This window comes from Pseudooctadecabacter jejudonensis, assembly GCF_900172275.1.
Lineage (GTDB): Bacteria > Pseudomonadota > Alphaproteobacteria > Rhodobacterales > Rhodobacteraceae > Octadecabacter > Octadecabacter jejudonensis.
In genome coordinates, this window is the sequence record NZ_FWFT01000001.1 from 458131 (window position 1) to 476433 (window position 18303).

The following is an 18303-nucleotide window of genomic DNA, read 5'->3' on the forward strand; positions in this document are numbered from 1 at the left end:
GTTAACGCTACGCAATCCCCACAAAGACCGAATTTAACCTGAGGAACCTAGAAAATGATTTTGAAAACAACTGCTTTTGCATTGCCCGTGATCGCAATGGCTGGATTCGCCTCCGCGCAGGAAGTGAACTACACCAGCATCGACGGCAACTACACCAACCTGTCCGTTTCTGGCGAAGACGCCAACATTTTCGGCCTTGCCGGTTCTATTGACTACACAAACAGCGGTTTCGTCTTTAACGGCGGCCTGTCGTACACCGATTTTGACGGTGACATCGACGTGACAGTGTTGTCCTTCCGCGCGGGCTACGAAGTATCCCCCGACATCATCATCTTCGGTGGGGCAAATTTCCTTGACACCGAAGGTTTTGACGAAACGATCTACACCCTTGGTGCCGAAGCCAGCTTTGGCCAATTCACCGCGGGCTTGAGCTTTTTTCAGGTGGATGAAGACGACGCTGATACATTCACAGCCGTCTACGGCAGCTACCGCGTATCGGATGAGTTGGAAGTAGCGGCGCTGATCGAAACGGATGGTGACGACACGATCACTGTTTTGGGCGCAGACTTTGACATGGGCGGCACAACCGTGGACGCCACATACACAGTTGACGAAGACATCTATATCTTCGGCGTCAGCGGACACTATGACTTTGGCAACGGGTTCCGTGCAGGCGGCGATTACGCAACCTTTGACGGCGAAGTCGACTTCATTGCGGTTTCTGGTGGCTACGAAGTGTCCGAAAACATGTGGGTCGACCTGTCCGTCGGTCGGTTTGACCTGGATGGTGAAGAGGTCGACACCCTTGGTCTTGAGTTCACGTTCGAAACCGGTGGCCAGACGCTGCTGATCGATCGTGCCGAAACAGTTCAGGCGCGGTCGCTTGGTGTTGCGGGTGCGTTGCTCAATACTGGGCTGGCCTTCCGCCGCTAAACGAATGCGATGCTAGAAATTTGGCGCGGCTTCCTTCGGGGGGCCGCGTTTTCTTTTGCGGCGGGCCGAGACCCAAGTAGTCCCTGTATGTTTGTCAGGCGTGGCAAAATCGCCCCTTTTCACCGGCGCACCCCTCGCCTAAACGCGTGTCATGACACAAAAACTCCATATCATCGGTGGCGGAATGGCCGGATCAGAGGCAGCTTGGCAGGCCGCCCAACAGGGCATCAACGTGGTCATCCATGAAATGCGCCCAAAGGTTGAAACCTTCGCCCACCGCACTGGCAATCTGGCCGAAATGGTGTGTTCCAATTCGTTCCGATCCGATGACGACGAACAAAACGCAGTCGGTCTTCTGCACTGGGAAATGCGCGCCGCTGGCGGCGTGATCATGACCACCGCAGATGCGCACAAACTGCCCGCTGGTGGTGCCCTTGCAGTGGACCGAGATCCTTTTGCAGAAGCCGTGACGGCGAAGTTAACATCGCACCCTAACATTCAGATTTCATACGAAGAAATCGACACGCTGCCCACAGACGGAAACTGGATTATCGCCACAGGGCCTCTCACATCCGGCAAGCTGGCCGATGCCATCGCAGGCGCCACCGGCGCCGAGGCGCTGGCCTTTTTCGACGCCATCGCCCCCATTGTTTACGCAGAAAGCATCGATATGGGCCAAGCTTGGCGGCAGTCACGCTATGACAAGGGTGAGACTGAGGAGGAACGCACCGCCTACATCAACTGCCCCATGTCCAAAGATCAGTATGACGCGTTCATCAACGCGCTTCTGGCCGCTGACAAAACCGAATTCAAGGAAGGTGAAACCGCGGGTTATTTCGATGGCTGCCTGCCGATTGAGGTGATGGCCGAACGTGGCCGCGAAACCCTGCGCCATGGTCCGATGAAACCTGTGGGCCTCACCAACCCCCATGCCCCCGACGTCAAACCCTGGGCCGTCGTGCAGTTGCGCCGCGACAATGCATTGGGCACGCTTTACAATATCGTAGGCTTCCAAACCAAGATGAAGTACGGCGCACAAACAGATGTTTTCAAACAGATTCCTGGGCTGCAGGACGCAAGCTTTGCTCGGCTTGGCGGGATTCATCGCAATACATTCCTGAACTCTCCGACCCTTCTTGACGATCAGATGCGCCTGAAATCGCATCCCCATATTCGCTTTGCAGGCCAGATCACGGGCGTCGAGGGCTATGTGGAAAGCGCCGCGATGGGCCTTCTGGCCGGTCGTTTGGCCGCAGCCGAGATGCAAGGACACACCCTTGCGCCCGTGCCCCACACCACCGCCACAGGCGCGCTCGTCACCCACATCACCGGCGGAGCCGAGGCCAAGACGTTCCAGCCGATGAATGTTAACTTCGGCCTCTTTCCCCCGGTCGAAGGCCTCAAGGGCGGACGACGCGGACGCAAAGACCGGTACAAGGCCTACACCGACCGCGCCAAGGCAGATTGGACCGGCTGGCTGTCGCAATCGTCACTGGACGCCGCCTGATCCAGCCCTTTAGGCTGATCCCATGACAGACAAAGACACGCCGCCTTCTCTCTGGTCGCCCCGCTCGGTGGATGACACCAAAAAGATCTATGCCGATTGGGCAGACACTTACGACCGCGATGTGACAGATATGGCCTATGCAACGCCCTCTCGCGTTGCGGCCGCCCTGCGCGGGCTAAAGGTTGATGTTACGACGCCGGTTCTTGATTTCGGATGCGGCACGGGTCTGTCAGGCGTCGCCCTGCGGCAGGCGGGGTTTGAAACGGTCGATGGCACTGACATTTCCTCTCAGATGCTGGCCCATGCCGACGTGAAAACCCTCCCCGACGGCCCGGTCTACCGCAACACGTGGCTGGGCGATCCAGACACCATCGACATCGCCAAAGGTGCATACGATACAATTGTCGCTACGGGCGTGATCTCTCTGGGCGCGGCACCGGCCAGCCTGTTGGCCACTCTGGTGGGTTTGCTGCCGCGCGGCGGGCATATTGCCTTCAGCTTCAATGACCCGACCCTAAAGGATCAAAGCTATATCAATGCCTTGGATGACGTTCTTCACTCACAGTTGGCGGATTTGAAGTTCCGCGAACATGGCCCCCACCTGAATGAAAAAGTTACCGGATCCGACGTCATCGTCCTGAAACGCAAATGATCACCCGTTTCGCGCCGTCACCCACTGGCCCCTTGCATCTTGGACATGCCTATTCCGCGATATTGGCCCACGATATGGCCCAAGCGGCGGGCGGCACATTCCTGTTGCGGATCGAAGACATCGATCAAACCCGCGCGCGGCCCGAATGGGAGGATCAGATCTACAATGATCTGGAGTGGCTCGGCCTGAGCTGGGACACACCCGTTCTACGCCAATCGGACCGATTGGAGGCCTACCAGGCGCGCCTTGACGCCCTGTGGAATGATGGCCTCGCCTTCGCCTGTACCTGCACCCGCCGTGATGTGATGGCCGCGCTGGCCGCCCCGCAAGAAGGAATGCTGGTGCTGGCGGGGCCCGATGGCCCCATCTATCCTGGCACCTGTCGCGACAACGACAAAACAGGGGGCACAGGTCACCGGCCCGACGACGCTGCCATTCGGCTTGCCATGCACCACGTTGCGGACAGAATGCCGGACCAGTTGATTTTCACAGAAACCGGCACAGGCCCTCAGGGCGAAACCGGCCCGATTACAGTAACACGAAGAGAGGCACAGGACACCATCGGCGATTTCGTCCTGTCACGACGCGATATGGGCACATCCTATCATTTGTCCGTCGTTCTGGATGACGCGGCACAAGGCGTCACCCATGTGGTCCGCGGCCAGGATTTGTTCGAGGCAACCAAGATCCACATCATCTTGCAGTCCCTCTTGGGCCTGCCGACACCGATCTATCATCACCACACCCTCATTCGGGACGACGCAGGCAAACGGTTGGCCAAACGCGATGACGCACGCGCCCTGCGCACCTACCGAGCTGAGGGGCTTTCCCCTGCAGACATCAGGCAGATGGTCGGCCTGCCCCTTTCATCTGACCCCAAAAAATCCCGCCGGAGGCCCTAAAATTCCGGAATTTTAGGCCCCGCCTCGCGTCAGGTGTCCGACATCGGCGACATCAACTCCACCTCATCGCCCGAAATGACCGAAGTATAAAAACACACCCGTCGGTTTGTGTGGCAGGCCGCCCCTGTCTGATCCACAATCGCCAACAAACAATCGCGGTCACAATCCACACGCAAATCAATCAAGTCCTGTATGTGTCCGGACGTGTCGCCCTTGATCCAGAACGCCTGACGGGACCGCGACCAATAGGTGACGCGTTTGGTGTCCAGCGTCTTGGCCACAGCCTCGGCGTTCATCCACGCCATCATCAACACCTCACCCGTGCCCTCTTGCTGTGCAATGCACGGGATCAGGCCGTTCGCATCATATTTCAGGCTAGCGGGATCGAACGTCATGACTGCTTTTCCTTTGGCACTTTGGATCGAAACGCCTATCTATGACCCGAGCGACGCAAAGGCAACGAGATGAGCACGGACGCAGATCTGATCAAACTCTATTCCACCCGCATTCTGGGGCTGGCCTCGGATATTCCGCACCGCACCCGTCTGGACGCGCCAGATGCGACGGCAAAACGGCGGTCTCCGTTGTGTGGTTCCACCGTGACTGTGGACATCACGCTGTCGCAGGGGGCGATCACGGGGTACGGGCAAGATGTGAAGGCCTGCGCTTTGGGTCAGGCGGCTGCGGCGGTGGTGGGCCACAACATCATCGGGCGCACCGAAGGAGAGGTGCAGACCGCCCGCGACCAACTGCACGCCATGCTGACCGCAGACGGCCCTGCCCCCGATACGCCGTTTGATGGGTTGGAAGTACTGGGCCCCGCGTCCGGATACAAAAACCGTCATGCGTCCATCATGCTCGCCCTTGATGCCACCCTCGACGCTTTGGCCGAGGCCCGCAAGAAGCACTCCGCCTAAGGCGTCAGACAAGAAAAAACCGCCGCTTTCCGGGACAGTGGAAAGCGGCGGCAGATAAGCGTTTCGTGTTGGGACCGGTGAAATGTCGGGAAAGGCAGGATCCCGGTTCAGGTCAAGACAGGCAGTGTCGGACAAAAACAGATCAAAGTTTGGGACAGAAGATCTGGATCACCGCACGAAACGCGTAAGGCAGACAGTTAAAACAGGTGGGGCAAAGACAGCGCCCCAAAGAGCATGACAATCAGGCTCACCATGCCCAAAGCATCGGCAAGGATCGTATCGTGGGATCGTGCGATCACGCGTTTGATGTCTTGTGCCATGGTGATGTTCCTCAATGTCGTGTTCTCTTTGTTGCACCTTTGTTCTCATTAACCAGATCTTAAAGCAAGAACTTTTTAAGAACAAAAGTGAACAAAATGTTCACATCATCGCTAACCCACTGATATCAAACGAATTGCTTTATCCTGTTCCATCAACCAAAGAAGAACACGTGCGGCCTGCCCCCTTTGGCTGTCCAGGGTCGGGTCATCCAGCAACAACTTGCGCGCGTCCGTCTGCGCCAGCGACATCAACGCCGTCTGGCGTTCCAGATCGGCGATGCGGAACCGTGGCAACCCCGACTGCGCTGTGCCAATCACATCTCCAGCACCGCGCATCGCCAGATCTTCTTCAGAGATGCGGAACCCGTCCTCCGTCTCACGCATAATCTCAAGCCGTCGGCGGCCCGTCTCGGACAAGGGCGCCTGATACATCAGCAAACAGGTCGATTTGGCCGACCCGCGCCCCACGCGTCCGCGCAACTGGTGCAACTGGGCCAGGCCAAAACTCTCCGCCCGTTCAATCACCATGATCGATGCATTGGGCACGTTTACGCCCACCTCAATCACTGTGGTGGCAACGAGAACCTTTGTCTCACCGGCCACAAAACGGGCCATCGCGGCATCCTTTTCGGCAGGCGGCATCTGGCCGTGCACCAGCCCCACGACCCCCTCGCCCAAGATCGCGCGCAGCCGTTTGAACCTTTCTTCGGCGGCGGTCATGTCGCTGACCTCGGATTCTTCAACCAACGGGCAGACCCAATAACACTGCCGCCCTTCGGCCACCGCGGCGCGCAACCGATCGACGACCTGATCCATTTTCGAGGTCGCCACCAAAGCCGTGGTCACAGGCGTCCGCCCGGGCGGCTTTTCATCCAGGATCGACACATCCATGTCGCCGTATTGCGCCAACGCCAAGGATCGCGGGATGGGCGTTGCCGTCATCACCAACACGTCCACTGCCTCCCCCTTGGCGCCAAGCTCCATCCGTTGGGCCACACCAAAGCGGTGTTGTTCATCAATGATTGCCAACCTAAGATCATGGAAAATAACGTCTTTTTGGAACACCGCGTGGGTGCCGACGAGGATGTGAATGTCGCCCCGTTCCAACGCCTCCAGCTTGGAACGACGTTCGCGGCCCTTGTCGCGCCCCGTCAAAAGCTCCAACACCACGCCAGCCTCTTCGGCCAAGGGGCGCAACCCATCGAGGTGTTGACGCGCCAAAATTTCCGTGGGCGCCATCATCACGCCCTGCCCGCCCGCCTCGACGGCATTCAGCAATGCCATCAGCGCCACCAGCGTTTTGCCCGCGCCCACATCACCCTGCAACAATCGGTTCATGCGGTGCGGCTGCGCCATGTCTTCGGCGATTTCGGCCACCGCCCGTGTCTGCGCGCCCGTGGGTTCAAACCCCAAGGCGGCCAGAACACGGGCCTGTCGCGCACCATCCCCCGCCGTTGCGCGGCCCTTGCCCCGTCGTTGATCCGCCCGCGCCAAAGCCAACGTCAACTGATGGGCCAGGACCTCATCATAGGCCAGACGTTGGCGCGCTATGGCATCAGGTGCAACCTCAGCCGAGGACAGCGGCCGATGCGCCTGCGCCAAAGCCTCCGCCCATGTGGGCCAACCCTGTTGATCGAACAGCGCCGGATCAATCCATTCGTGCAAAACAGGCAACGACGACAACAGATCCGACGTCGCCTTGAACATCGCCTTTTGCGTCATCGTTCCCGTCAGGGGATAGACGGGTTCAAATGGCGGAATCGCTTCTGCCTCATCAGGGGTAAGGATATGATCGGGGTGCACCATCTGCCCCAATCCGTCAAACAGCTCAATCTTGCCAGACACCACGCGGCGCTGACCCGTCGGCAACTGACGCCGCAAATATTCGGAATGGCTGCGAAAAAACACCAACTGAAATGTCGTCTGGGCGTCCTCAACCATCACACGGTAAGGCCGCCCCCGACTGGAGGGTGCATTATGCTGACCGACAGTCACCTCAACCGTGCAAACAGCCGGCGCCTGAACCTCAAGGATCGACGCGCGGCGGCTTCGATCAATGCCCGAATGGGGCAGCGTGAACAACAGATCGCGGGGCTTTTCGATGTGCGCATTGGCCAGGGCTTGCGCCGATTTCGGCCCGATCCCCTCAAGCGCATCAAGCGCACCAAACAGAGGCCACAGAACCTCAGGCCTGCCTTTTTCCCCGCTCATGCGTCGCCGATCAGCGACAACCAGCCGTCTTCATCGATGGTTTCAACCCCCAGATCCGCCGCCTTTTTGGCCTTTGACCCCGCCCCCGGACCCGCGACCAAAAGATCGGTTTTGGCGCTGACCGACCCACTGACTTTGGCGCCCAAGGCCTCGGCCCGTGCCTTTGCTTCAGCCCGCGTCATCTTTTCCAAGGTGCCTGTGAAGACAACCGTTTTGCCCGCAACAGGGCTGCCAGTCTCCTGCTGTTCGGGCGGGACAATTTGTGTCAACTGGTCGATCAATCGATCAATCGCGCCCCGTTCATCGGGGTTCGACAGGGCATCCGACAGCGACAAGGCCACCGTCGCGCCGATCCCGTCTGCGTCAATCAGATGGGTCCAGGCCTGCTGGGCCTCCGCCGGCACCTCCGCTTCGGCCAGCGCAGCAGCGCGGGCGTCTGACACGCGCGCACGACGCGCTTCTGACGCTGCCTGCTGGCGCTCTGCGTCTTCGGCCAGATCGGCGGCACGGTGGGCCAGCGCCGCCGGGCGGGCCGTCGTGACATTCTTCGCCAGGGCCTCCCATGATCCAAAATGACGGGCCAGGTCGGCGGCTGTCACTTCCCCCACGTGGCGGATACCCAGTGCAAAAATCAGGCGGGGCAGCGCGATTTCCCGTTTTGCATCAATCGCTTGCCAAAGGTTCGCAACACTCGTGCTGCCCCAGCCGTCGCGGTTCGACAGCTTCGCCAGGCTGGCCTCATCCCGCGCGCGCAGGGTGAAAATCTCGCTCGGCTCTTTGACGGGCAACTGTCTGTCGTCATAGAAGGCCTCAACCTGTTTTGCACCCAGCCCTTCGATGTCAAAGGCCGCGCGCGACACGAAATGTTTCAGCTTTTCAACGGCTTGGGCGGGACAAATCAAACCACCTGTGCAGCGGCGCACCGCATCACCTTCTTCACGAACCGCAGGTGAGCCGCATCGCGGACAGCTGTCCGGCATTATATATGGCATCGCGTCATCGGGACGCTTTGACAGGTCAACATCCGCGACCTTTGGGATCACATCACCCGCGCGGTAAACCTGAACCCAATCGCCCGCACGGATGTCCTTGCCGCCGCGGATTTCTTCGCCCTTGTTGCCCAGGCCTGCGATGTAATCTTCGTTGTGCAATGTCGCATTGGACACGACCACCCCGCCCACCGTCACGGGTTTGAGGCGCGCCACAGGGCTCAGCGCGCCGGTGCGCCCCACCTGAATGTCGATCGCCTCAAGCGTGGTCCACGCCAATTCAGCGGGGAATTTATGGGCAATGGCCCAACGCGGCGTGGTCGACCGAAACCCCAGCCGCGCCTGCAACGCCAGATCATCGACCTTATAAACGACCCCGTCGATGTCATAGCCCAAGGTCGCGCGTTGGTCTTCGATTTTGCGGTAATGGTCGATCAAGTCCTGCGGGGTCGCACAGATTTGAGTCAACGGATTGGTCTGAAACCCCAAGATTTTTAGCCGATCAATCGCGGCGGATTGGGTCTTTGCCAGCGGCGCAGACACATCGCCCCACGCATAGGCAAAGAACCGCAGCGGGCGCGACTTGGTGATCTGGGGGTTCAATTGACGCAGTGAGCCTGCCGCCGCGTTACGGGGATTGGCGAAGACTTTGTCCCCCTTATCGCTTTGACGGGTGTTCAAAGCCTCAAAATCCGCATGTGACATGTAAACTTCGCCGCGCACTTCTATGACGTCAGGGGCATCCGTCAGGGTCTGCGGGATATCAGCGATTGTGCGGGCATTTGCCGTCACATCCTCACCCACGGCCCCGTCCCCGCGGGTCGCGGCATAGACCAAGGCCCCGTCCTCATAGCGCAAGGACAATGACAGCCCGTCGATTTTGGGTTCAGACGTGTAGCCCACCAGTTCGGAAAGGCCCAGAAACTTGCGGATGGATTGATCAAAATCGAATACGTCATCTTCCGTGAACGCATTGCCCAATGACAGCATCCGGACCTTGTGTTCGATCTTCCCAAAGACGTCAGACGGTGCAGCCCCCACCATATCGGACGGGCTGTCTGCCCGTTTCAATTCTGGAAACTTGGCTTCGATGGCCGCGTTGCGCCGTTTCAGCGCGTCATAGTCCGCATCCGAGAGAGCTGGCGCATCTTTCTGGTGGTAGTCGGCATTGGCCTTTTGCAGAACGCCGGCCAGACGTTCGAGTTCTGCTTTTGCTGTCTGTGCTGAAAGGTCTTCAACTGGGATGTCTTGCGTCACCGAACGGCCCACCTTGCCACGTTTATTTGGGGCTAAGTGATAGGTCTGTCCGGGGGGGACGTCCAGTCAGTGGATGTCATGCAAGCAACGCCTGCATGACATTTGACGGTTTGACCTCAGGCCCCAACCGCCAATTTCTCATCGTCTTTCATCGCCGCGGGATCAGGATCACGCAACACATATCCGCGTCCCCAAACCGTTTCGATCTGGTTTTCACCGCCTGCCGCTTCACTGAGTTTTTTGCGCAGCTTGCAGATAAATACATCGATGATCTTGAGCTCAGGCTCATCCATACCGCCATAAAGATGGTTCAAGAACATCTCTTTGGTCAGCGTTGTTCCTTTGCGCAGGCTCAACAGTTCAAGCATCTGATACTCTTTACCGGTGAGATGAACAGGTGCGCCATCGACCTCCACCGTCTTGGCATCAAGATTGACCGAAATCGCACCGGTCTTAATGATGGATTGGGCATGGCCCTTTGACCGCCGGATGATCGCGTGAATGCGGGCGACCAGTTCTTCACGGTGGAAAGGTTTGGTCATGTAATCGTCGGCGCCAAAGCCAAAGCCTTTCAGCTTGCTCTCAGTCCCGTCCTCGCCCGACAGGATCAGAATCGGTGTATCAATCCGGCTCAACCGCAATTGACGCAACACCTCATGGCCATTCATGTCCGGCAAATTGATATCAAGCAGAATAAGATCGTAATCATAAAGCTTGGCCAGATCGATGCCTTCTTCACCCAGATCAGTCGTATAAACATTCAGGTTCGCATGGCTGAGCATCAATTCGATGCTTTTGGCCGTGGAGGGATCGTCTTCTACCAGCAATACACGCATTTCACTTCTCCGCTCATGTGTCTGATCCGACCATAAAGTAACAATGGTTAACCACACGTTACCGGAACGAAATTTGTTTACAACTCCCGTTATGGTTGTCGGTACTTTTGAACGGACGTCGCCTTAAGCGCCGCCTCCCCATGATTGCGCACTGCGTTTTCCCATTCCGACAATTCATCTTCGGACAAAAAGTAGGTCTGCTTGGCCTCATCGCGCGACAGCAAACCATAAGCTACAGCTTTGACAACACACGCTTTTCGGGATGCAACCCACCGCCTCGTGTCGGAACTGGGAAGATCTGCCCGCGTCAAAACCGATCCATCCGGCAACTTGACCGACCGCGGCCCGTCAATCTTTTTCAAGTACATCGAACTGCACCTATCTTGTGAAACTTTCGCCCGTTGTGACGAAATGTACCTAAGAACAGGTAAAGCTGCCCCTTGAGAGTAGTTACACTTTTCATATATTCCGACGAAGTTCCGCCCAAAGGACCTCCCATGCCCCTCGACCCGAGCCTCAACTCTCTTGGTTTCGCCAAGCCCCCGTCAGAAACGCGTGTCGTTGTCGCCATGTCAGGCGGCGTCGACAGCTCTGTTGTGGCGGCGATGCTGGCCGAACAGGGATACGATGTGGTGGGCGTGACCTTGCAGCTTTATGACCATGGCGCGGCATTGGCCAAGAAAGGTGCGTGTTGCGCAGGGCGAGACATCCATGACGCGCGCCGTGTGGCCGAAGACATGGGCTTTCCACACTATGTTCTCGATTACGAGAACACCTTCAAAGAAGCGGTGATGGATGAATTCGCAGACAGTTATCTTGCAGGCGCCACCCCCGTGCCGTGCATCCGCTGCAATGAACGGGTAAAATTCAAGGACCTTCTGGAAACGGCCAAAGACCTGGACGCCGATTGCATGGCGACAGGCCACTACATCCAGCGCATGGTGGGCGATCACGGTGCAGAGCTCCATTGTGCCGCGGATCCGACCAAAGACCAAAGCTATTTCCTGTTCTCAACCACGCCCGAACAACTCGATTATCTGCGCTTTCCCTTGGGACATCACGTGTCCAAAGAGGAAACCCGCGCACTGGCCCGCAAATACGGGCTGTCGCTGGCCGACAAGCCCGACAGCCAGGACATCTGTTTTGTACCCAACGGCAACTATGCCTCCGTGATTGAAAAACTCCGCCCAGGGGCGGCGGAGCCGGGGGATATTGTAGATGTGAACGGGAGAGTTCTGGCGCAACACAGGGGTGTCATTCACTACACCATTGGGCAACGTCGCGGGCTTGGGATCGGGGGGCTGGCGGATCCATTGTATGTGGTGAAACTGGACGTCGATAAACGCCATGTCATCGTTGGCCCCAAAAACATGCTGACCACGCGCACGGTCCCTGTCCGTGAAATCAACTGGCTTGGCGATGATGCCTTTGATGCCGTGCAGGAACGTCACATCAGCGTCAAAGTCCGCTCGACAAAACCTCCCGTAGAGGCCGTCGTGCGACCGCTTTCCTCCACCACAGCCGAGGTCGACTTGTTAACACCCGAAGAAGGCGTCTCTCCCGGGCAGGCCTGCGTCTTCTACGACAATGACAGCTCTCGCATCTTCGGCGGCGGCTGGATCTGGCGCGGATATTGACCATCCTGCGAGGCGCTGCGTCGCGGCCATTCGGGTTCAACACAAATAAAGCGGACCAGCTTTCACCAAAATCCAGCCCGCTCTCATACCGGATGACCCAACATACCGTCCACCAAACGGTTCCACACGTGTCGGCTTCTTTGGGTCAAAAATACCTTTCAGGGGGTGTGGGGGATGAAAAATCCCCCACCGGATCCGACCGGCAACGCCGGTCGGAAACGCCTTAGCTTGCGCGCCGACGACGCCCACCGGACCGCCCGGCGCGGCCCCGGCCCTCTTCACCGGCTTTGGGTGGCACACGGTTGAATCTGATCCACTCGCCGCCGCCTTCGTCATTGTTGGTGAGGAAGTTGGCCGCTCGAATCGCTTCCATCTCTTTGCCGGCCTTCGGTTTGGTGGATCCCATACCAAACAATTGAACAAACGCTTCATCATCCATGCCGTCGGGCAGGATGACGCCAGCGGCTTCTACCTCTGCCCGCTTTTCGGCCAGCTTCTTTGGCCCAATGGGCAGCGCCACGGGGTTCATAATTGCGGATGTCATGCCCGCCCCCATGGCCATGGGCAAAAACGCATTGTTGATGCCATGGCGGTTGGGCAGGCCGAACGAAATATTTGACGCCCCGCAGGTCGTGTTGACCCCCAATTCCTCGCGCAAGCGTCGCACCAGGGTGAACACCTGCAGCCCAGCGGTGCCCATAGCACCAATGGGCATGACCAACGGATCAACAACGATGTCATGGGCCGGAATGCCAAAATCTGCCGCCCGCTCAACGATCTTCTTGGCCACGGCAAACCGCACCTCCGGATCCTCTGAAATGCCTGTGTCGTCGTTGGAAATTGCCACCACGGGGACGTTGTATTTCTTGACCAGCGGCAACACCATCTCAAGGCGCTCTTCCTCACCGGTAACCGAATTCAGCAACGGTCGTCCCTCGGCAGCAGCCAGCCCGTTTTCCAATGCCCCCGGCACCGAACTGTCGATGCACAAAGGCGTGTCGCACACCGCCTGCACTTTTTCGACCAGCTGGCGCATCAACTCAGGCTCGACGAAATTATTGTCCGCATAGCGCGGATCCTCGGCCATCTTGTTGGAAAACACAGCGCCAGAGTTGATGTCGAGAACCGTGGCACCCGCCATGGTCTGGGCAATGGCATCGGCCTCTACCCGGCTGAAATCGCCGCGCTCCAACTCCTCGTTCAGGATCTTGCGTCCTGTGGGGTTGATACGCTCCCCGATCACGCAAAATGGCTCATCAAAGCCCATCACAGCGGTCTTGGTTTTGGATTCGATAACGGTGCGGGTCATGATTGTTCCTTAGGCGCAATGGCGGTGTTTCCACAAACTCTAGGGCGGTTTCGTGAGATCATCCGGTTACAAACGACATAGGCAGATACAGGCGCGACGTCAGCCCGTATTGTTTTCATAAAGATAGTGAGGGCGTCCCCGTCACACCTGCCCGGCAACCGAACCGACACAGCGAATGGCCTCTGCTCGGCTCAAGGTCTGCCGTGCGGGCGGGCCATAGTCTTGGCACGACCCCAATCCATAAGCCTTCAAGACCACATCCAATCGCCGCCGGTCTTGGACAGCCAAGGTCCGAAGGGCCATGTCCCCTGGATAGAAACTTTCAGCATAGGCGCCGTCCGCGATCACAACGGCATGCTTTGGCAACAAAAGCGCAAAAAACACAGCGCGCTTGCAGCCCCGCATTTGGGAAACACCCGGCATCTTCTCCAGCCCCGTCACAGGGACAAGCACGTCCCCCTCATCCCGCGTCATCAACAACCGATGCTGGCGCGAGACCTTGAGCGGGCGTCGCGGCCGCCCCGGACCCATTGTGTTGGGTTGGACCCGGTAGGGTTTGTATTTTGACGCATCAGATGAAAAATGCATCTCTCGGCGATTGATCCACAACAGCTGTTGTGGCCCGTCATCAAGGGTCATGACCATATCACCGACACGCAAATCCTCCACGGGGACTTCGCCACTCGGGGTCAGAATACGCGTGCCCTCCAAAAAGCAGATCGTCGGCCCCGCAGAGGTGCTTGCAAAGGAATTGCCATCATAATTGCCTTGCGACAATGATCCGCGATCGTCGCTGGTGACCGCTTGGACTTCGATGGACTCGATCGGCTGACTGAAGGTCTGAGGAATGAAATCCCCGATAAATTCATCAATGACCAGAAAGAGATTTCCATTGGTGTCTTGAAGAATGCTTGCACCACTGTTGATCTGAATCTCTCCCCCGTCTGCGAGCGTGATCAAGATCCGCACGTCATAAAGCGAATCCACCGACGTCGTTGTCGTCGGCCCAGAAGGGGATGTCGGATACGTGATTGTGTCCGTCGACCCGATGTTGTCGCGCTCGATGGACCCGTTGTCGGAGCTGTCCGTGGTCAAGGTGACAACATTGTCGCTCAGCGGATCAGCCGCCGATCCGTAGGTGCCGACAAGGGCTGCGGCCCCCTCCCCCGCAAGGGTCGCCTCATCCGTGTCCAAATCCGCAATCGTTCCCAAATAGAGTGTCGACCAATCTACGCTTGCCATTCAACTGACCTCAGACCTGTTGTGATCTGAGCGACCTAACCGCGACGCATTAGAAAATGGTAAAGACGCCCTTCACCACATTCGGAAACGATAAAATAATTGTCTATCGATCTGGAAAGACCGTCGAATTACGATGTCTGCGCCGCGGGCACAGCAGATGTGCCACCGTTTTCAATCGCCCAGTTGGCATTCGTCTTGATGCCGCCCAGCGGGAAAAAATGAACCCGTTCGATGTTGCTGTCGGGGTTTGCGGCCTTATGGGCCGCAAGGTCCGTCAGCACCTCTGTCGGTTCAAACGGCAACAGCAGCTTTGTGACATCCTTGGCGCGGCGTTGCAGCACGCGCAGCGATGGGCCAACGCCGCAGGCAATCGCAAACTTAATCATCGTCTGAAGCTTTGCGGGGCCTGCGATACCGATGTGAATGGGGATTGTGATACCCGCTGCCTTCAGGCTGTCGGCCCATTCAATAATTGGCCCTGCCTCAAACGCAAATTGCGTGGCCAGCGCCATATCGGCGTCCGTCGTCTCGGAGAACTTTTGCTTCCAGCGCAAGGCATCGTCCACATTGGCTGTCCCGCCGCTCGGATCGATGTCCTTGTTCCCCTCAGGGTGACCTGCCACGTGCAAACGTTTGAAGTCCCCGAAGGCGCCGCTTTCCATCAGCTGCATAGAAGAATGAAAATCACCGTGAGGCTGATCAACGCCACCGGCCAGCAACAGCGCCTGATCGACGCCCGCCTCACCACGGTACATCGCAATCCAGTTGTCCAACGTGGCGCGGTCTTTGATGATGCGTGCAGGGAAATGCGGCATGACCGGATAGCCGTCCTCGGCCAGCCGTTTGGCAGTGCGCACCATGTCCTCAATGGGGGTGCCTTCGATGTGGGCAATATAGACACGGGTGCCTTTGGGCAGCAGCGCTTTGAAATCCTCAACCTTTTCGGCGGTGCGCGGCATCACCTCGATGGAATAGCCGTCCAGAAACGTCTCAAGCTCCGGGTTCACGCCCGTGGCTGGGGCGTTGTCTTTTTTGCGGAAATTCAACAGGGCCATGACAGCGTCCCTCCATGTGGTGCGGTCGCTCACGCGTGACCGTTGTTGTTGATCAGCGCCATAAGGCGGTCTTTGTCGTATTCGGCTTCAATCTGGGCGGCCACGGCCTCGGCGGCCTCGGCGTCCGTGCCGTCATGGGGCACCGGCGGCGCCTTGCGCCATTCGGCAAGATAATCATCGGTTTCTGCCGCACCGGATTTCATCGCGGCCCGGTCGATGGCCTGTTCAAACCGTTCGCTGAGTTGTTTTTTCACCCCGCGACGGCCTTTGCCCACGATTACCTGCGCCGGAATATCGCGCCAGTACACGATGGTAACGTCTGCCATATGATTCTCGGCCTCCCTGCTCTTCGCCCCCACCTAATCACGATGGGCCAAAATTCAGCACCCATTTTCGACATCAAGCGCCCCAATGGCGACCCCCAAAACAAACGAGGGCCACATCATATTTCACATCATGAAAATGAAGTGACTTCGAAAGCTTGCGCGAAAGGGACCGCAAGCCTACGTTAAAGGTAACTCGATATGGAGGGCGTGACTATGGCGCCCAAGCGTCCCAAAGGTGCGGGCGCGTTCCCACAGCCGGTAGAGCACCCCGTGCCGACACCGCCCAGCTCAGACGCGCTTTATGCCGCGCTTGATTTGGGTACAAACAGTTGCCGCATGTTGATCGCCCAACCAAAGGGCAGTCAGTTTCATGTGGTCGACAGCTTTTCCAAATCTGTCCAGCTTGGGCAGGGTCTGGAACAGACTGGCAAGCTCAGCCGCGCCTCGATGGCGCGAACCGTTAATGCTATGCGTGTGTGCCGCCAAAAGTTGCAGCGTCACAAGGTAGAAAGAATGCGCCTCGTCGCAACCGAGGCCTGCAGGCGGGCGCGCAACGCCCAGCATTTCATCAACACCGTCAAACGTGAAACCGGTCTGTCACTTGAGATTATACAGCCCGAGGAAGAGGCACGGCTGGCCGTCATTTCATGTGCGCCGCTGGTCAGCACCAAATCCGAACAGCTGTTGGTTGTCGATATCGGCGGCGGGTCGACGGAACTTGTCTGGATCGACCTGACAAACGTCCCCGCGCGCGAACGTCCCCGCGCGATCATGCGCCTGCATTCGGGCTTTCGCCAAGATCCGGGGCCCTTTGCAGCGGCCAAAGTCGTTGACTGGATCTCGGTTCCATTGGGCGTGGCCACTTTGCGTGATCAGTTTGCAGACGTGGAAGACGACAGCGCGCGGTTTGCGTTGATGTCCTGGTTCTTCGAGGAAAACCTAGAAAAGTTCGCGCCCAGTGCCACCGAACAGGACCGCGCCGGGTTCCAGATCGTGGGCACCTCAGGGACCGTGACGACGGTGGCCGCCAGCCATTTGGGGCTGCGGCGGTATGACCGCACAAAGGTCGACGGGCTGCGGATGACCTCCGACCAGATCGACACGGTGATCCAGGGCTATCTGAAAATGGGTGTGGCCGGCCGCCGTGCGGATCCGCGCATCGGCAAGGACCGTCAGGCGCTGATCATGTCGGGGGCTGCGATTTTGCAGACGTTGATGCGGCTCTGGCCGACGGACCGCTTGTCTGTGGCTGACCGCGGTTTGCGCGAAGGGCTGTTGTACCAGCAGATGTCAGCAGATGGGGTGCTGGAGGACGCGCCCTATTAGGGCGCCCTAAAATTCCGGAATTTTAGGGGTGCCTCCTGCGAAAGGTTTGCGCCGGACACACATTGGTCCAGTGGACCAATTTGGGTGCAAACGGGCGGAGCCCCAACCCAAAGACGTCAGGGGGCTTTTTTCGCAAGGTCGCGCAACGCTGTGCCCAGGCTGATCGCATCACCGCCAAGACCCAGACACTGAACGCCTTTTTGGATCTGTGCCGGAAAGGCCGCTGGGTCGAAGGCGATGGTTCCAATGACTTTCCCAGCCGCTTTCGTGCGCGCATAGACGTGATCAATCGCGACCACGACCTCCGCCGCATCCGGTTGTCCAACGTACCCCATATCGGCGCTAAGATCTGCCGGGCCGACAAAGATGCCGTCAACACCGTCTGTCGCCGCAATGGCGTCGATATTGTCCACCGCTTGCGCACTTTCGATTTGAACGAACAAGAAGATCTGATCGTTGGCGGAGGAGACATAGTCCACAATCTCACCATAGCGGGACGCACGCGCCAGAGCGGCCCCCATGCCCCGTGTGCCTTGACCCGGATACCGCACCGCAGCCGCCACCTGGACCGCCTGCTCACCAGTGTTGACCATGGGAACAACAACCGTTTGCACCCCCAGATCCAGCACCTGTTTCAGCATCCAGTCTTCGCCCATGGGCACGCGCACGATGGGGTGCGACGGTGTGCCTGCAAGGGCCTGCAACTGTGCCGCAATCGTTTGCAGGGTATTTGGCCCGTGTTCGCCATCAATCAAACACCAATCAAAGCCCGCATGGCCCGCGATTTCAGCAACGGTCGGCGATGCAAGGGTCAGCCATAACCCAAACAGGGTGTCGCCGTTTTGCAGCTTTGATTTCAGGATGTTGGTGGGTGCGGGCATGTG

18 protein-coding genes are annotated in these 18303 nt (G+C 58.2%); 7 read left to right on the plus strand and 11 right to left on the minus strand.

Features of this window, described 5'->3' with window-relative positions; translation table 11 throughout:
• The first annotated feature begins 96 nt into the window (after positions 1-96).
• The 4 genes from PSJ8397_RS02190 to gluQRS all read left to right on the plus strand — a co-directional run bounded on the left by PSJ8397_RS02190 (position 97) and on the right by gluQRS (position 3994).
• Positions 97-933 carry a hypothetical protein gene (locus PSJ8397_RS02190; protein WP_143515322.1) on the plus strand — a complete coding sequence of 279 codons (837 nt, stop codon included), beginning with the start codon at positions 97-99 and terminating at the stop codon, positions 931-933.
• A gap of 151 nt (positions 934-1084) precedes the next feature.
• Positions 1085-2440, plus strand: coding sequence for a methylenetetrahydrofolate--tRNA-(uracil(54)-C(5))-methyltransferase (FADH(2)-oxidizing) TrmFO (gene trmFO, locus PSJ8397_RS02195; protein ID WP_085862913.1), 1356 nt, complete (start codon positions 1085-1087; stop codon positions 2438-2440).
• Positions 2441-2462: 22 nt separating this feature from the next.
• A complete protein-coding gene (locus PSJ8397_RS02200; protein ID WP_085862914.1) occupies positions 2463-3092 on the plus strand; it encodes a class I SAM-dependent DNA methyltransferase in 630 nt (209 codons plus the stop codon).
• On the plus strand, positions 3089-3994 hold the full coding sequence (gluQRS, locus tag PSJ8397_RS02205) for a tRNA glutamyl-Q(34) synthetase GluQRS (protein WP_085862915.1): 906 nt from the start codon (positions 3089-3091) through the stop codon (positions 3992-3994). Before PSJ8397_RS02200 ends, gluQRS begins: the two co-directional genes overlap by 4 nt.
• Positions 3995-4023: 29 nt before the next feature.
• On the opposite strand, the gene hisI is transcribed toward gluQRS, so the two are convergent.
• On the minus strand, positions 4024-4389 hold the full coding sequence (hisI, locus tag PSJ8397_RS02210; protein ID WP_085862916.1) for a phosphoribosyl-AMP cyclohydrolase: 366 nt from the start codon (positions 4387-4389) through the stop codon (positions 4024-4026).
• Positions 4390-4458: 69 nt separating this feature from the next.
• Here hisI and PSJ8397_RS02215 point away from each other — a divergent pair, with 69 nt between their 5' ends.
• Positions 4459-4911 (plus strand): iron-sulfur cluster assembly scaffold protein, encoded by a 453-nt coding sequence (locus PSJ8397_RS02215; protein WP_085862917.1) that lies wholly within the window; start codon positions 4459-4461, stop codon positions 4909-4911.
• Positions 4912-5108: 197 nt separating this feature from the next.
• On the opposite strand, the gene PSJ8397_RS17315 is transcribed toward PSJ8397_RS02215, so the two are convergent.
• From PSJ8397_RS17315 to sciP, 5 genes are all read right to left on the minus strand, one after another.
• Positions 5109-5231 (minus strand): hypothetical protein, encoded by a 123-nt coding sequence (locus tag PSJ8397_RS17315; RefSeq protein ID WP_268794654.1) that lies wholly within the window; start codon positions 5229-5231, stop codon positions 5109-5111.
• A 111-nt stretch (positions 5232-5342) separates the two neighbouring features.
• Positions 5343-7442 carry an ATP-dependent DNA helicase RecG gene (gene recG, locus PSJ8397_RS02220; RefSeq protein ID WP_085862918.1) on the minus strand — a complete coding sequence of 700 codons (2100 nt, stop codon included), beginning with the start codon at positions 7440-7442 and terminating at the stop codon, positions 5343-5345.
• Positions 7439-9688 (minus strand): NAD-dependent DNA ligase LigA, encoded by a 2250-nt coding sequence (ligA, locus tag PSJ8397_RS02225; protein ID WP_085863458.1) that lies wholly within the window; start codon positions 9686-9688, stop codon positions 7439-7441. The genes recG and ligA overlap by 4 nt, the downstream gene beginning before the upstream one ends.
• Before the next feature lie 116 nt (positions 9689-9804).
• Positions 9805-10524, minus strand: a complete 720-nt coding sequence (gene ctrA / locus PSJ8397_RS02230; RefSeq protein ID WP_085862919.1) for a response regulator transcription factor CtrA — start codon at positions 10522-10524, stop codon at positions 9805-9807.
• Between the two features lie 89 nt (positions 10525-10613).
• The gene (gene sciP, locus PSJ8397_RS02235; protein WP_085862920.1) at positions 10614-10892 is read right to left on the minus strand and encodes a CtrA inhibitor SciP; all 279 of its coding nucleotides are present in this window, start codon (positions 10890-10892) and stop codon (positions 10614-10616) included.
• A gap of 129 nt (positions 10893-11021) precedes the next feature.
• On the opposite strand from sciP, the gene mnmA reads away from it, so the two are divergent.
• Positions 11022-12161, plus strand: coding sequence for a tRNA 2-thiouridine(34) synthase MnmA (mnmA, locus tag PSJ8397_RS02240; RefSeq protein ID WP_085862921.1), 1140 nt, complete (start codon positions 11022-11024; stop codon positions 12159-12161).
• A 223-nt stretch (positions 12162-12384) separates the two neighbouring features.
• Here mnmA and PSJ8397_RS02245 read toward each other — a convergent pair whose 3' ends face one another.
• From PSJ8397_RS02245 to PSJ8397_RS02260, 4 genes are all read right to left on the minus strand, one after another.
• The gene (locus PSJ8397_RS02245) at positions 12385-13470 is read right to left on the minus strand and encodes a methyltetrahydrofolate cobalamin methyltransferase (protein WP_085862922.1); all 1086 of its coding nucleotides are present in this window, start codon (positions 13468-13470) and stop codon (positions 12385-12387) included.
• A gap of 141 nt (positions 13471-13611) precedes the next feature.
• A complete protein-coding gene (locus tag PSJ8397_RS02250; protein ID WP_085862923.1) occupies positions 13612-14712 on the minus strand; it encodes a Hint domain-containing protein in 1101 nt (366 codons plus the stop codon).
• A gap of 128 nt (positions 14713-14840) precedes the next feature.
• Entirely contained in the window at positions 14841-15767 is a 927-nt protein-coding gene (locus tag PSJ8397_RS02255) for a methylenetetrahydrofolate reductase (RefSeq protein ID WP_085862924.1), read from the minus strand.
• A 29-nt stretch (positions 15768-15796) separates the two neighbouring features.
• Positions 15797-16093, minus strand: coding sequence for a virulence factor (locus tag PSJ8397_RS02260; RefSeq protein WP_085862925.1), 297 nt, complete (start codon positions 16091-16093; stop codon positions 15797-15799).
• 213 nt (positions 16094-16306) lie between these two features.
• On the opposite strand from PSJ8397_RS02260, the gene PSJ8397_RS02265 reads away from it, so the two are divergent.
• Entirely contained in the window at positions 16307-17419 is a 1113-nt protein-coding gene (locus PSJ8397_RS02265) for a Ppx/GppA phosphatase family protein (RefSeq protein WP_085863459.1), read from the plus strand.
• 116 nt (positions 17420-17535) lie between these two features.
• Here the strand turns inward: PSJ8397_RS02265 and PSJ8397_RS02270 are convergent, their stop codons facing one another.
• A complete protein-coding gene (locus PSJ8397_RS02270; RefSeq protein ID WP_085862926.1) occupies positions 17536-18300 on the minus strand; it encodes an HpcH/HpaI aldolase family protein in 765 nt (254 codons plus the stop codon).
• Positions 18301-18303: the final 3 nt, after the last annotated feature.